This window comes from Sulfidibacter corallicola, from assembly GCF_017498545.1.
Lineage (GTDB): Bacteria > Acidobacteriota > Holophagae > Acanthopleuribacterales > Acanthopleuribacteraceae > Sulfidibacter > Sulfidibacter corallicola.
Window position 1 is genome coordinate 8,109,211 of record NZ_CP071793.1, and the last position, 16,188, is coordinate 8,125,398.

General features: G+C 59.2%; 7 protein-coding genes. 3 read left to right on the plus strand and 4 right to left on the minus strand.

Annotated features, from left to right (window positions below):
• Positions 1-111: 111 nt before the first annotated feature.
• On the minus strand, positions 112-1,938 hold the full coding sequence (locus J3U87_RS24785) for a cytochrome-c peroxidase (protein ID WP_237378472.1): 1,827 nt from the start codon (positions 1,936-1,938) through the stop codon (positions 112-114).
• Positions 1,939-3,154: 1,216 nt separating this feature from the next.
• Between J3U87_RS24785 and J3U87_RS24790 the strand changes: the two genes are divergently transcribed.
• Positions 3,155-3,748, plus strand: a complete 594-nt coding sequence (locus tag J3U87_RS24790; RefSeq protein WP_237378473.1) for a lysozyme family protein — start codon at positions 3,155-3,157, stop codon at positions 3,746-3,748.
• An 866-nt stretch (positions 3,749-4,614) separates the two neighbouring features.
• Complete coding sequence (locus J3U87_RS24795) at positions 4,615-5,775, plus strand: trans-sulfuration enzyme family protein (RefSeq protein ID WP_237378474.1); 1,161 nt, start codon at positions 4,615-4,617, stop codon at positions 5,773-5,775.
• 766 nt (positions 5,776-6,541) lie between these two features.
• On the opposite strand, the gene J3U87_RS24800 is transcribed toward J3U87_RS24795, so the two are convergent.
• Positions 6,542-7,387 carry an alpha/beta hydrolase gene (locus J3U87_RS24800; protein ID WP_237378475.1) on the minus strand — a complete coding sequence of 282 codons (846 nt, stop codon included), beginning with the start codon at positions 7,385-7,387 and terminating at the stop codon, positions 6,542-6,544.
• Positions 7,388-7,873: 486 nt separating this feature from the next.
• Here J3U87_RS24800 and J3U87_RS24805 point away from each other — a divergent pair, with 486 nt between their 5' ends.
• Positions 7,874-8,677 carry a M43 family zinc metalloprotease gene (locus tag J3U87_RS24805; protein WP_237378476.1) on the plus strand — a complete coding sequence of 268 codons (804 nt, stop codon included), beginning with the start codon at positions 7,874-7,876 and terminating at the stop codon, positions 8,675-8,677.
• Between the two features lie 1,758 nt (positions 8,678-10,435).
• On the opposite strand, the gene J3U87_RS24810 is transcribed toward J3U87_RS24805, so the two are convergent.
• Both J3U87_RS24810 and J3U87_RS24815 read right to left on the minus strand, forming a co-directional pair.
• Positions 10,436-11,854 carry an IS1182 family transposase gene (locus tag J3U87_RS24810; RefSeq protein ID WP_237377403.1) on the minus strand — a complete coding sequence of 473 codons (1,419 nt, stop codon included), beginning with the start codon at positions 11,852-11,854 and terminating at the stop codon, positions 10,436-10,438.
• A 525-nt stretch (positions 11,855-12,379) separates the two neighbouring features.
• Entirely contained in the window at positions 12,380-16,072 is a 3,693-nt protein-coding gene (locus J3U87_RS24815; protein WP_237378477.1) for a VPS10 domain-containing protein, read from the minus strand.
• Positions 16,073-16,188 lie beyond the last annotated feature (116 nt).

The window sequence follows — 16,188 nt, forward strand, 5'->3', positions numbered from 1 at the left end:
CAGTCAAACGTCTCCTGAGTTCGCGATGACGACCACCTGGACCCGAGCCCATCCGGGATCCGATTTTCCCTTGGGAAAACCGGCGTACCCGAGATGGGCCGATGGTTTTCATCACGGGCAACCCGACCAGGAAGAGACCGCCTGGGTGAGGTCGGCACCGTCGACCGCGCCGCTGGCATCGATGTCGCCGGCGCAGGGAACGGGGCAGGGACGGGTGTCGTTGACGATGAACGCCAGGTCCAACACGCTGGTGGTGCGGTCGCCGTCGAAATCGGTGCCGCACCAGCTTTCCGAGGCGGCCCGGAATACGCTGAACCGGAAAACAGGAGTGACCGCGACGCCGCCGTCCGCGCCGTTGTCGCGCACGTACCAGCGGCCGAAGAACTGCCCATCGGCAGGCGAACGCCCCCCGTCGATCTGCAGACTTACCGAACCGTAGCCCTGGCCGGTGCCGGAACCCTGTAGCGTGATTTCCCGATAGGCGAAGGTGCCGCTGGTGGGAATGTCGGCAGTCACGCCGGGATCCCGATCGTCGATGACGAGCACCGCGGAGGCGCCGCCGAGGCCGTCGGTGACGGCGACGGTGAAGCTGTCGTTGCCGGCGATCGGCGGTTCGAGCGCGATGGCGCGTGGTTCCAGGTTCCCCGAACCGGCGCGGCCGGTTCCTTCGATGACGGGTACCCGGCTGGAGTCGGCGTAGAGGGTGGGCGGATCGAACGGGGCGAGACCGGCTGCCACGCGGGGATCGGTCAAGGGTCGCCGCATGAAGGCCACCAGCGCCGCTTTCTGGTTGTCGTCGAGGTTGAGCGGGCGAATCTGATTGGCCAGGTTGTTCGCATCGAAATCGCCGCCGCGGTCGTAGAACTCGACCACTTCTTCCAATGAATCGAAGCGACCGTTGTGGAAGTAGGGCGCGCGCAGGGCGATGTTGCGCAGGCTGGCCGTGCGGAAGGCGCCCAGGTCCTCCGGATCGCCGGTTTCCGCGAAGCGCCCCTCGTCCTCGTCGTTGGGTCGCAACCCGATGTAGTGAAAGCGGTTGTCCGCCAGAAGCGGGCCGCCGTGACAGGCGTCGCAGTTGGTGGCCACGAAGACGGCCATGCCTTGTCGTTCCAATTCGGTGAGGGGTTCGCCGCCGCTCAGTGCTTCGTCGAGCGGGGTCTGGTCGGTGAACAGCACGCGCTCGTAGGTGGCGATGGCCATCGCGATGCGGGCCGCCGTGATGTCGCTGCTGCCGAACGCTTCTTGGAACAGGGCGGGGTAGCCGCGGTCGCCGATCCAGTTGGCCAGGGCGGTCGGCACCGATTCGGCCAGAGCCAGAGGTTGGGATGCGCCGATGCGGGCGACGACATCATCCCATTCGCGGTTGACGTGACCCATTTCCGCGTCGCTCAGGGGTGGCCCGAGCACCTGGTTTTCCAGGGCGCCGCCGTTGTTGAGGATCACGGCGCCGGTGTCGGGGTCCAGGAATTGGCGGCCGGCGCGACCGTCCCAAAACAATTCGGGCGGATAGGCGGCATTGAGGGCCGGCGGCGATTTGCGGCCGGTGACCTGGGGATCGAGGTTGAAATGCTGGTTCCAGGCGTAGGTGCCGTCGTCGAAGTGAAGCGGGACGCCGGGGGAACCGATGACGTCGTCTTCGTTGCCGTAAATGCCGTCGACGCCGGGATTGGCGCGGGCCGCGACGGCCGCGAGCGGCCGCGGATCGGAACCGCCGGCCCCTGGCTTGTGGCAGGTACCGCAAGCCGCGGTACCGGTGGAGGACATTTGTTCATCCCAAAAAAGGGCCTTGCCCAAGAAGGTTTTGGCGGGGGTGATCGGGTTGGCCTGGGGCGCCGGTGGTGGATTCAGCGGCACCAGGGGGGCACCGCCGCCTGGCTGTGCCAAAAGCAACGAAAAGCTGCCGGTGATAAGAATGCTCCAGAACACACTTCGGACCATGATGACGCTCCGTCTCAAAAAAAATCCGCGCATCGACCATTGCTGCTCGGTATGAAACAAGGCTAGCGACCAAATATGGTGGAAAGATGGAGATGTTTTATCGTCTGAAAAATGTCAAAAAGAGACGTGATTAAGATCAAACATACCCAAAAAAGATGTAAGATCGACTCTCGGAGCTCGGACGGGTTCCAACGAGGTCACTTGCTCGAGAGCGCCGCACAAACGGAGCGGGCGCCCGGCTCGATTTCGGAAAAGAAACAGCGCGAAGCGAACCGATTTGGATAACCCGTACGCGCGTAAAAGACGTAAAACCTGTAGGTTGAGCACGGCCGGTATGGCACGGCCGGTAAGGCAGGGCCGGTATGGCACGGCCGGTAAGGCAGGGGTGGTAAGCCTGCAAGCCCGACCAATCGAAGCGACGTCGGCCTCGGCTGATCTTTGGGCTCAAAAGCGAAGCGCGGTCGCTCGGCGTGACCCCGTCACCGGAGCATTTTTTCCCAGAGTTCTCGACTCAGGAGAGAGTCGTGGTGCCAGGTAGGTCCATCCGCCGGATGGACTCGCCGAGGCAGCGTTTCTATGGCCGAGAGAGATAATTAAAACCGCGACCAAAATTCGATCTGGCCGATCGCCCTATCTTGTTCGTGCAAATTGCATAGTGTAGTTTGCAGAGCTACACGTTCAACCCTAATAGGAACGAACCACCAACTACCAAGGCGAAGTTCCACTTGAGTTCATGCCAGTCCCGGTAATAAATATAGAGAGGAAAGAACGGGATGAAAATGGTGGCGGCAGTCATGAGCAACCCATCACTAATACGTGAACTTTCGATTATCTTGCCAAAACCTGCGACAAACACTACCACCGCTCATTTGGCGAAAGTGTGGGCTCTCTTGAAGCAACCTACAGCTTGCGACCCTGCATCGGTCTTGCCGTCGTCAAAACTAGATCAGGAACCCAGGAAAAACGAAAGCCAGGATAAGAATCGCAATGGTGTACACGCAAGCGGGTGTTCTTTCCTGGTTTTCGGCGTTCCTGGCTTCCTGATTTATTTTCATCACAAATGGTCTAGGTCGCTTTTTCAGAAGTCAGGTATGATGTTTCAAAATTCCTATTGACATCGACTGATCATAAATTTCACGAGCGTCGTTATTTTAGTCGCTCCTGAGAATCGGATATCTCTTGGACCCTCAGATCATTTCATTTTGGGAGGATTGACATGGCGATCACACGAGGCTTACTGACCTACGAAGCGGAAGGCATGGAAGGCGGACCCTACCATAGTCGAAAGCTCCACGTTCCTTCCGCGTCTTCGGGACTTACCATTGGTCGTGGGTATGATATGAAGGAGAAACAGAGTTCCAAAATCGAAGGCGACCTCATCGAAGCGAAGGTTCCCGAACCCATGGCACAAACCCTTGCCCGAGCATCGGGTCTGGCGGGGCAAAAGGCCAAAGATTTCATCGTGGGAAATCAATTGGAGGATTTCGAGATCAGCATGGAATCTCAAGAGATCTTGTTCAATCTCATTTACGACGAGCTATCCAAGGATGTCCAGCGAATTTGCAATAAGCCGGACTGTGTAGCGAAATACGGCCCGGTGGATTGGACGAACTTGCACCCCAAGATCAAAGACGTACTCGTGGATCTCAGATTTCGGGGAGATTACACTCCCAAAAGCCGCCTTCTCATTCAGAAAATCGTTTCAGATAATCATTTGGAACGATTTACGGCGTCGTTGACGGATCAGGAAGCGTGGCGGCAGGTGCCTCCCGATCGGTTTCAACGGCGAGTCGACTTCCTGAACAACTAACACGGCCGGCAATTGTCATCGCGCCGTGCGGCGTTCATGAACAGGCCGAACCCCTGATTCGGCGGCATGTAGGCACCAGGCGGAAGCGGATTCGGGAGCGGCCGGTTGGGCGCGGGAGTTGAGCACGACCATTTTGTCGGACACCACGACCAGGAAGCGCCTAAAAAAGCGCACGTCATGCGGTGGAAAAGAAAGTGGACGATACTGCGAAGGTGCGCCGCATGCGCCTTAGGTAAAAATTGAAATTGCCCTTTTTGAGAAAGGCGGCGATTGCCCGCTGGATCGGCACTGCCTTGGTCGGCGTCGTCACCACCTTCAAGTTGACGATTTGATGGAAACAGCGGGCCCTGTGAACCCAACCCACGCGCAGGTCGGACGCCAAAACCTTGGGAAGTGAGCCAGAGTGGATCGATCGAAGGTATGCGGTACTGAGCACATGAGGCGGCAAAGGTCCGCTTGTTTTCCTCCGGCATCAAGGCACCCAACGGGCTCCGGAAGCTGGGTCAACAATCGCGGTTTGACATAAAAGCCTGACCGGGATCGCGCTTCCACCAGGCCGCGATCCTCCAAAACGCGCTACACCTGCAAGGTGGTCGATGCGCTAAGCCGTTTCTGCTGTTTCAGTTGGCGTATCGATGGCAAACGCTCACCCGGCGTAAAAGTGCCATCGCCGATTCACTGCTCCAGTTCGGCAACGAGGGCTTCGTAGCGAAGAGGTTGTGGACGCATTTCCGTCATGTGAACAGTCTGGCGAAACACGAACTGTTACGGTGGCAATTAAATTCACCTGTATCTGTTCCCCAATATCCCACCTGGGCTAAAGTGGGTGCAGAAACCCATACTGCCATTCTTTCGAGGAGGCCCCCATGAGTCAGCAGGCCCACGATTTCGAGACCCAACTCATCCACGCCGGTGAACCGCGACCCGGCATTTTGGGCTCGGTCGCCATGCCCATCTTCCAGACCAGCACGTTCGAAGACCCCCATGAACATGATTACAACGCAATTCGTTATACGCGCTTGTCCAACAATCCCAACCAGTTGGCCCTCCACGACAAGTTGGCCGCACTGGCCGGCGCCGAAGCGGCGTTGGTCTCAGCCAGCGGCATGGCCACGATTTCGAATCTGCTCCTGAGTCTGTTGTCCCCTGGCGATCACCTCTTGATGCAAAACTGCGTGTACGGGGGCACCCACACCTTGATCACGCACGAACTGGCGCGTTTCGGGATCACCCATCAGTTCATCGATGCCGGCGATCCCGCATCCTGGCCCCAGCCCATCCCGCCAAAAACCCGCATGATCTATGTGGAATCCATGTCCAACCCCCTCCTGGAAATCCCCGACTTCGAAGCCGTCGTCGCCTATGCCCGGAAGCACGGCTTGCTCAGTGTCATCGACAACACCTTTGCCTCGCCCTACAACTTCCAACCGATTCCGCTGGGTTTCGACCTGGAGGTTCACTCCGCGACCAAATACCTCAATGGCCACAGCGATGTCATTGCCGGTGCGTGCATGGGTTCGGCACGCTTGATCGAGACCCTGCTCCATAAACAGAACCATTTCGGCGGCTCGTTAGATCCCCATGCAGCCTTTCTTTTGCTTCGCGGATTGAAAACTTTGGCAGTCCGGCTCACCCATCAGAATGCGACAGCATTGGAAGTCGCCGGTTACCTCGACGGGCATCCCGCGTTGGCATCGGTCAATTACCCCGGCTTGGAACACCATCCTCGACATCGCATGGCTGCACGTCATTTCCGAGGGTTCGGGGGCATTGTCAGCTTTGAGTTGAAAGCCGGAAGTGATGCCGCTCGCCGATTGATCGACTTGCTTGACCTGATCCTATTCGCCCCCAGCCTGGGCGGCACCGAATCGCTGATCGTCAAACCGGCAACGGTCGTCCAATCAGGCTTGGACGCAGCGGAACGAAATGCCGCGGGAGTGGGAGAAGGACTGTTGCGTTTCTCGACGGGACTGGAGTCAAGCGCTGACCTGATTGCCGACTTGAAACAGGCCTTGGAAAAAATCTAAGCCGACCTTTAGCCAGAACAAACTAACGAACCAAAAAGAACCGGCCGCGCCGGTAAATCGGAAGGCGTGCGCCCAGACGTTGTGGCTTTTGCAAGTTCGTTGTCGATTCCTCGTTGCCAGGTGTTGAATCTTCCGAGGACCTTCTTCTCGAGACCCTGACGCGGACCACCGTTGCGAGCCTGCGCTATAAGTTCGAGTTCGGGGATTTCTTCGATGTGACTTTAGCGTTACCATCGAGCTTTACAGAGTTTGTTACATAAGAGCCACGCACCAGCGGGCATATCCAGCTCGATTTCGAGAAAGAAACAGACGACCCGGTTTCTTGATTTTGTTTCGATGACGGCAAGACCGATCTCCGGTCGAAAGTACCACTTTGTTTTCAAGAGAGCCCCGAACAAACGAGACGGGCGCCCAGCTTGATTTCGAGAAAGAAACAAGGCGAAATGGGGCGTCGTGCCAGGTAGGTGCCGACCGCTGGTCGCACATTCCGGAGCCCTGCTTTGGTTGGAGCTTCGCTTTTTGGCGTTCCGTATTTTCGCAGCCTTGACCGCTCCGAAGTGTCGGCCGGGCCGGCCACCGTACTGCGGTGCCGACTCTCAAAGCATTCGGGAACTCTGATCATGAGTCACTTCGAAAAGTACATCCAGCGGATGTACCTACCGGGCACGACGAATCTCTCGGTATTCGGGCACTTCGGGCAGGTTTGTTTCAAGAGAGCGCTCGTCATGCGGGAACCGCAGGCGGTGGCTTTGCGCCGGGAGTCTTTTCAGGAACCCTCGCCCTCCTCGGGGCGGAGCGGGATACCCGCCGATTCCAGAAACGTCAGCAGTTGCGGCCAGGGACGGGGGCAGTCGTTGTGGCCGCAGGCGCCTTCGACGAACGTGGCGTGGGGGGCGGCTTCCTGCAGAAGGTGGGCGTGGGAGATGGGAATGAGATCGTCCCTGGCTCCGTGATAGAGGAACACGGGAATCTCCAACTTCTGCAAGACGGTCAGGTTGTCGAATCGGTCCCGCAGCAGAAAGCCGGGATATCCGTGTTCGTAGGCCAGCTTCACCAGGGTCGAGAAACTGGATTCCAGGGCGAGCGCCGCGAGGGGTCGCCGATCGGCCAAGAGGCCGACGGCGCCGCAACCGATCGATCGCCCGTAGGCGAAAATCTGGCTTGAATCCACGTCGGTTCGCGCCGCCATGGCGTCGTAGGCCGAGAGGGCTCCGTCGCGCAACGTGGCCAGCGAGGGACTGCCCGGGGCGCCGCCGTAACCCGCGTACTCCAAGATCAGAACCGAAATTCCGCGATCGATCAAGTCTTCGAACGCATCGATCCAGTAGTGAGCCAATTCGCCGTTGCCATGGGCGAAGATCATGACCGGCCTGCGGTCGTCGGCATGCCGCGCGGCGTTCATGAACAGGCCGAATCCCTGGTCCAGCGGTACGTGGGCCACGCCAGGCGGGAGCGGATCCGGTAGTCGCTGGTTGGGCGCTGGGAAGAGCAGCCTTCTCTGAAAAACGAACAGCAGGGCACAGTAGCCCAGCGCCGCGAGGGCCGCCACTCTGAAGATCGCCCACAAGATGTCCAAAACCGACCTCAGCGATTGGGGAAGGGTTTCCCGCATGAACCCTACCTCCCTGATTGGAGATATCGCCCCAGTGTAGGTCGAACCCGGCCCTCGAAGCAATCGAAGGATGGGTGATGTGGTACCAGGTACCTGGCCCCCGGCTCCGATGTCTCGATGGTCCAGGCTGGATGGTTGGTCGCGTGTTGTGAGGATTTCGCGAGACGGACATTTTTCTGCTGAGTGGCCAAACGGTTGGTATCAAAGGATTCGTGGATTTTTGGGTGAGGAGTTATTTAGGCGCTCAGATAATTTGGCGGAATTTCGTGATTGGCGGGAATTCAAGGTGTAGACCCCTTCTGATCTGACAGGGATTGAAGATTTTTTCATGTGTGAATGACCAGGAGTTGATTTTATGGAAAAACTCATTTTGACTATTTTGACGATTTTTACCTTGCTGGCGAGCAATACCTATTTCGCCCAGGGTCAGGTTTCAAAAGTATGGTTCCACAAAGCGATTCATCCTACTTTCGGCCAGGATTCGAGATGTGTGGGACCCCAACCCCCGATGACGTGGGGATGCGAGAATGGGCATTTCGGGAATTGGTCGCCCAAAACACCAACCTGAAAACCCTCCATCACTACAAGCTCGTCTGGAGCGTCCCCATCATCTGGCAGGTCATTTCGGATCACCAATTGACGATGATCGAACAAGGTCGGTTGCGCCGCCAGTTCAACGATCAGATTTCCATTATGAACGATGCGTTCGTCGACACCCCCTTCAGCTTCTACACTTCCGACATCGTGTACACCGTGAACGTGGATTGGTTCACGGGCATGGTCCATGACGATACGGCCGAAGAAGCCAAAGGAGCCCTTCATCGCGGGGACAATTGGGCGCTGAACATCTACCTGGCCGAAGTTTCGGATTTGTTTTATGGACGGGCGACCTTCCCCATGGATCTTGCGCGCGATGGCGTCGACCAGGACGGCATCACCCTCGACTACGGATCCCTTCCGGGGGGCGGTAACCCGAACGGTGGCGAGGGCGACGTTCTGGTCCACGAAGTCGGTCATTGGCTGGGTCTCTATCACACTTTCCAGGGTGGATGCCTTGACGACGACATTTTCCCGGAGGTCGGTGATGGCGTCGATGACACACCGGCTCACGACCTTTGGGTATCGGGCAGGGAATGCGCTCCTTCCCAATCGTGCGCGGGTCTCCTCGATGCGCCCATCCACAACCACATGAATTACACCCCGGATTCATGCCGCGACGAGTTCACCGAAGGGCAAATCGAGCGCATGATCCAACAGACGCAACTCTACCGCTGCATTAACTGCATGTAACGGTCTCGTGCCGGCGTAATGCCGCGCCAAACGTCTGGCAACTTGCGCTTCGTGAATGGGGGCGCCGATCCGTATCGGCGTCCCTCGAGGCTCGTAGGCACCCCCGAGCTGCCGAGCCCGCCTGATCGCAAGCGCGGTCAGGCTTGTAGGTTGAGCAGCTTGCTCAACCAATCGAAGCAACCCAAGCAACAGCAAGCAATTACGCCAAGGAGCGAAGCCCGGAGTTGCCCTCGCGGCCCCAATCCGAAGTAGCCAAGTCCAAAGTCCCCGCATCGTGAGAGGGGCGTAAGGCCTGTAGGTTGAGCAGCTTGCTCAACCAATCGAAGCAACTCAAGCAACAGCAAGCGATTACGTAATTGAGCGAAGCCCGGAATTTCCCTCGCGGCCCCAATCCGAAGTAGCCAAGTCCAAAGTCCCCGCATCGTGAGAGGGGCGCCAGGCCTATAGGTTTAGCAGCTTGCTCAACCAATCGAAGCAACCCAAGCAACAGCAACCAATTACGCCAAAAAGCGAAGTCCAAATTCTCGCGTGTGAGACCCGATCGGAGCGATAGGTTCCCAAATTCTCACATCCCAAAAAGAGCCGTCGTGCCTGTGGCTCAAGCACAGTCGGTATTGCAGGGCCGTGGCATACCGGGCGTGCCCAACCGATCGAGGCGAATGGGTTCAGAGTTGCCGGCGTGCTCGAGAATGCAGGATTCTTGGCATCTGTCCGCACGGGAGAATTCTTGGCTTCGCTCTTGGGACCAAAGATCAGCCGAGGCTGATGTCGCTTCGATTGGTCGGGCTGACAGCCATGCAGGGCGTGCCTAGCCTACAGGCTCGACGTCTCCCTCGTGGTGCGGGAACCGAGAACGATGGTGCTTCGACAAAGGGCGAGCTGGTGGAGACTAGGGCTGCGCTCGGTGATGTAACCCGTTGTCGATGAATGGGTTGCTTCGATTGGTTGAGCAAGCTGCTCAACCTACAGGCTCGACGCCGCTCTCGAGATGCGGGGAGTTTGGACTTTTCGGCTTTCGATTGGGGTCGTGTGGGAAATGATCGGCTTTGCTCAATTGCGTAATTGAATGCTGTTGCTTGGGTTGCTTCGATTTGTCGGCCCGGCGGGCCAACCTACAGGCTCGACGTCTCCCTCGTGATGCGGGAACCGGGAACGATGGTGCTTCGACAAAGGGCGAACTGGTGGAGACTAGGGCTGCGCTTGATGCTGTAACTCATTGTCGATGAATGGGTTGCTTTGATTGGTTGAGCAAGCTGCTCAACCTACAGGCTCGACGCCGCTCTCGAGATGCGGGGAGTTCGGACTTTTCGGCTTTCGATTGGGGTCGTGAGGGAAATGATCGGCTTCGCTCAATTGCGTAATTGAATGCTGTTGCTTGGGTTGCTTCGATTTGTCGGCCCGGCGGGCCAACCTACAGGCTCGACGTCTCCCTCGTGATGCGGGAACCGGGAACGATGGTGCTTCGACAAAGGGCGAGCTGGTGGAGACTAGGGCTGCGCTTGATGCTGTAACTCATTGTCGATGAATGGGTTGCTTCGATTGGTTGAGCAAGCTGAGGCTGTGTGAAAACCCTGAATTCCCTCGTTTCGGCCTGCACCGGTTCTTTTTCTTCACCGGCCGTTCCGGCCGTTCCGCAACTTAATCCTTATCTTGTTGGCTTTGGGGTGATGGTTTCTGTCTCCTTTTTCTGGTGAGGTAGCACCTGATCTTTTAATTAGCTTGGTTAAAACAACTTACAACTCAGTCGCGGTATTATTCTTACAGAGCTTCCATCAGTCTTTCTTGTCCCATGATGTTGAAGAACCTCTTCATGTTGTAGGCCAGGGCCGCCAAGTTCATTTCTGTCCTCACGTTCTCCATTCCTTTCGTTAAGAAACTCCCATACTGGAAGCTCGCCTTTAGCACCCCAAACGGATGTTCCACCAGCCCTTTTCGGGCCTTTTGCAGGAAGCCCTTTTTCTTGCTCTCCCGCTCTAACTCCTCGATTTGATCTTCATATGCGCTTCTCTCGATCTGTCGACCGCTTTTTGCGGTGGTGCATTGATCTCTGAGCGGGCATCCTTTGCAAGCCTTCGTTTTATAGATGGTTTTCGCTTGTTCTGAGCTCTTCTTTTTCAAGGGCTCCAACACCTCTCCGTTCGGGCACGTGTAGGTGTTCGCGTCCCTGTCGTAAACGAATGCCTCTTTCGTGAATCGACCCGATGTCTGCTGCCGGGTTCTACAGGGAGGCACCCTCGGTGTAATCCCTTCATCCAAACACTTCGCCATTTCCTGATGGCTGTAATATCCTTTGTCCGCTACAACCTCGCACTTTTCGATCCCCAGATTTTCCTTTGATTTTAGGCTGATCCCACTCAACTGGTCTTTATCGTTTCGCGCTTGGTTGACATCCACCGCCGCCACCAGCTTGTGCTTGTGATCCACTCCGATTTGCACGTTGTAACCCACTGTCTTCCCATGCCTTCCCCTCATTGCACGGGCGTCCTCATCTGTAAGAGATACCTGACTATCTTGGCTCTCCTTCAACCGAGTTTCGGCCTCCTTCAATTCCTCCTTTTGCTCCGTCAACTTGCGGATTTTTTCTCTCAGCTCTTTCTTGGTCGCCTTTTGAACCTTTGCCTCTTTCTCGTCCTGCTTGGTCAGCTTTTCCAGGTAGTCTTCGATGCGTTCTTCGATCTGGCTTATCACCTTCGCCAAACGCGAGGCATTGAAGTTCCGTGCCTGGCTGTTGACTGCTTTGAACTTGCTGCCGTCAATACCGAGCAATTCACAGCCGAACAATTGGTTCTTTTTGCAGAGTAGGGTGAACTGGCGAAATACCCCAGCGATCCCCTTTTTGTTGTTCTTGCGAAAATCGGCAATCGTTTTGAAGTCGGGTTTCAGACCACGCATCAGCCACATCAGCTCTACGTTCCGATGGGTTTCCTTTTCGAGGCCTCGACTGGAACGTATCTTGTTGAGATATCCGTAGATATAGAGCTTGATCAGGTCCTTGGGATCGTAGCCAGGGCGCCCGGTTTTTTTAGGTTCGGAACGTACGAATTTAAGTTCTTCCATGTCGAGCGAGTCGACAAAAGCATCAATAAACCGAACCGGATTCTCCTCAGCAACAAAGTCGTCCATGAGGGGAGGAAACATCTGGGTTTGATCACGAGGAGTGCCTGAAATGTATCTCATAAAACACGGATACCTCACTTGTTTTAAAAGACTTATAGCACAAAATTGCGCAAAAATAAACGTAAAATACTGATAAATATACATGTTATGAGTTTTCACACAGCCTCAAGCTGCTCAACCTACAGGCTCGACGCCGCTCTCGAGATGCGGGGAGTTTGGACTTTTCGGCATTCGATTGGGGTCGTTAGGGGAAATGATCGGCTTCGCTCAATTACGCAATTACTTGATGTTGCTTGGGTTGCTTCGATTTGTCGGCCCGGCGGGCCAACCTACAGGCCTGACGCCGCTCTCGAGATGCGGGAACTTTGGACCTCACGGCTTTCGATTGGGGTCGTGAGGGAAATGATCGGCTTCGCTCTTTGGCGCAATTGATTGCTGTTGCTTGGGTTGCTTCGATTGGTTGGCCCAGCGGCCATGCCGGCCGTGCCCTGGCTCCTGCAACGCCGACCCTCTTTGGAGGCGGGCGCTGCATGCTTTCGTTGCTTCGGATTTGGAGTTTGCTCCGCGGCAAACACCGATCGCCACCTACCGACCGATCGCCGAGATGCCCGCCAGGAAGCGGCGGTGGTCCGCGCCATCGTCGCCCCAAAGCTGGAACCCCGCCAGGACCGGGCGCGTGGCCTCGATTTCCACGTGACCCCCGTCGATCGGAGCTCCCGGGAAGAGGTCCCGCACCAGCCGCGTGATTTTCTGGCCGGCCTGCACCGTCCCCAAGGGATTGCGGGCCACCGTTTCGCCGGCACGGTTGTAGAGAACCGCTTCCGCCTCCACCGCGCGATCATCGGTGTTGACGGCCACCAGGCCGGTCCACTGGGTGGGGTCGCTGCGCAGGAAGGGGTAGATCAATCGCGCGGCCGCGGCGGTGTTGCCCTGCAAACCGGCGAACAGCTCGTTGCCGCTCGAGGTGGGCGCGCCTAACAGCTCGTAGCCGATCAGCGGTTGGTTGGCCCGAATGCGCATCCACGCCGTGCCGGCCCGAATGCGGGGGTCGCCGCTGCGAACCGTTTCCCCGTCGAACAGCAGGGTCTGCTTGGCGTGGGGCGTAACCGCCAGGGTGTGGCTGCCGATCAGGTTGCCGGCCGCGTCGAACGATTCCTCGACCACTTCGGCCCTGTCGTTCCCGGTGTTGATGTATACCAACCCGGTCCAGAACTGGCCGGTATCCGCGGCCACGTGCAGCAGGTTCAATTCGGTGCCGCGCACGCCGTGGAGACCCAGCGCGGCGGTTTCCCGGTGGCCCGGCAGGCGGGTGAAACGCGCCATGGCCGCGAGCGGGGTCGTTCCGGAAAGGCGGGCCCAGGAGATGTCGCTGAGATCGCCGTCGAAGAGCCGCGCCACGTCGCTGGACGCCCGCGTCAGGCCGAGACCCAGGCCGATGGGACGTGCACTGGCGCCGGCTGGAAAGGCCTGGACTTCGACGTCCACTTCGCCGGTGGCGGGGTTGACCGCGATCAGGTCGGTGCGGAACTGGGCGGTGTCGCGCGCCACGTGGGGCAGATAGGTCGTGGTGGTGGCGGGATTGGCCAGGTAGGCCGAGCGGGTTTCGCGATCGCTCAACTCCGCGAAGACGATCAATTCCGAATCGCTCTCCACCCGAAGCCAGTGGACCGCACTGGGCAACTCGGGGAACAGCTCGGCCACGGGGACCAGCACACTCTGGCCTGGCTCGAGGTGGGTGAGCGCCTCGCTCTGGCCCAGCGATCCACCCGACCCGGTGAACCCGGAGATGCGGACATCGGCGATTTCGATGGGGTTCGCGCCACCCGGATGCAGGATCCCAATCAGGGTGTGGGCATCGCCGCCTTCCCGGATGTCCGGCAACACCGCGCTGAAGGGCAGTACCGCGCCGACGCCCCCTGGCAACGGGTCCAGCAGCGAACGCGTGTACAGGCCGTTGCCGTGGCTGCCCAGGTTCAGGGTGCGTGTCGCCGGATCGATGACCAGGTCGCCTACCAGGATCGCCTCCGGCAGGCCGTCCATCAGCGTAGACCAGGCGTGCCCGCCGTCGAGGCTCACGAACACGCCCAGATCGTTGCCGAGGTAGAGGTGCTGCGGATGCTCGGGATCGATGGCGATGGCGGTGGTGGGCAGGTCGGGCAGGTTGCCGCGATCCAGGCTCTCCCAAGTGGTACCGCCGTCGCGGGTGCGGTAGAGGTGGTCGCTGCCGAAACCCGAAACCGCGGCGTACAGGATCCGATCGTCGCGGGGATCGATGGCCAGGTCGGGCACGTAGCGGTCGGGCAGGTCGCCGGTGATCTCGGTCCAGGTGTTGCCGCCGTCGGTGGTTTTGAACAGGTGCAGCCGGTCGTGGTTGGGCGCGGTGGCTACGTAGACCACGTCTTCGTCGGTGGGCGAGACGGCCATGGCCAGCACGGGATCTGCGCCCAAGGGGACCCCGTCGTTGCCGGCCTTCCAGGTCTGGCCGCCGTCGTCGCTGCGCCACACGACGTTGCGGCCGGCGTAGAGGACGTCCGGGTTGCTGGGCGCCATGAGCACGGGCGCGTTGAAAGTCGCGGTCTGGTCATGGGTCTCGATGCCGCAGCCTGGCTGGACCGCGGTGCAGAGCGGAATCGGGCTCGAGCTGCCGTCGATCGATTCCAGGAAGGTGAGGTAGGGGCCGCTGGCGCGGATGTAATCGGGTTGGCGCGGGTCCACGACCACGTAGCCGGCCTCGTGCCCGAAAAAGAACTGGTTCATGACGGGTTGGCCGTCGTCGTCTCTCAGCAGCGCCAGCACGCCGACGATGTCCTGGGCCGTGCCGATCACGGTGTTGGGCGCGTAGGACGAGACGGCCATGCCGTTGTAGTACTGCACGGTGTGGTAGCCCTGGTTGGCGGGGATCCAGTTCAGGCCGCCGTCCTTGCTGACGGCCATGCCTTGGTCGCCGGCGAGGTAGGCCAGGTCGGGATGGTGCGGCGAAAAGGCCATCGCGTGCATGTCGCCCAGGTAGCCGTTCTCCCAGATCAGGGGGTCTCGCTCGAAGATGGTGAACCCGCCGTTGACCGTGAAGTTCAGGTGGAGCCCGCCGAGAAAGACGTGGTCGGGGTTGCGCGGGTTGACGTAGGGGAAGTGGCAGTACCAGCCCTGGTACTGGGAAAAATCCTTGTCGTTGACTTGGGTCCAGGTGCGCCCGCCGTCCTCGGAGCGGCACAGCCAGGTGGCGTTGTCGCAGGGCCGATCGAGCTTCGAAGGCTGGCCGTTTTTGTTCTTGCAGACGATGTGGCCGTTGCCGATGGTGGCGTACACGGTGTCGGGATGGCTTTGCGACGCGTGCAGCATGGCCTTGCCGCCGAAGAGCTCGGGCAGTCCGCCCTGGCGCTTGTGCCAGGTGGCGCCGTGGTCCTCGCTCAGGTAGAGCCCGTGGCCCGGCGACGCGAAGCCGCCGCAGGCGACCAGCACCCGACCGGGACGGTTGGGGAACAGGACCAGGCTGGTGGCCATCGGCACCGCCTGCACCTGCGTCCAGGTCTTGCCGCGGTCGGGGGAGCGATAGACCCCCTCGCTGGTGGCGGCCCAAACCCGATCGGGATCGTGGGGGTCGAAGGCCAGATCCTGCATGCCGCTGTCCTGGCGGTTGCGCCAGTCGAGGCTCATGGACCAGGTGCGGCCGCCGTCCTCGCTCTTCAGGATGCCGATGCCGTAGCTGCCGCGGGTCTCGCGGCGGGCGTAACTGGGAAAAGTCTCTTCGAAGCCGTAGACTTCGCCGGTGCCGATCAGCATCAGGTCGGGGTTGTCGGGATGGATGGCGATGGCGGCCACGCCGTGGATCGGGAACCCGGTGGGGACGCGTTCCCAGTGGGGCTCGGTGGTCGCCTGATCGGTGCGCCAGAGGCCGCCGCTGGCGGAACCCGCGAACAGCGTGCCCGGGCGGGTGGGGTGGAACGCCAACGCCAGGGTGCGGCCGCTGATCACGGCGGGCACCGGCGTCCAGGGATCGCTGTCCTTATAGTGGGCTTCAGCCTTGGCCATGTGTTGGCCGGCCTGTTGGAAGCCTTGCGCCAGACCCTGTTTGGGCAAGGTGTGGTGGGGATAGGCGCGTTGCCGATGCCAGGCCGAAAGGCCGTTGTAGGAGCCCGGCGTACGGGCTCGTGGGCGATCGGGGCGCTGGAAGAGGGCGGCGTCGTCGACGGGGAACAGGACGTGGCTGACCAGGGAGATGGCGCCGAAAAAAACGACGAGGATCGGCAGGGACATGGGATGAAGGGGAGAGACACGCATCGCGATCACCTTTTCAATCGGGGGGTTCCATCGGGGAATCAAGAGCAGGGTCTTGTCGCTGCCGGCAGTGCGGTCGAACCCGATCGAACGGTGATGTATGCGTGGGTCATCGGGAC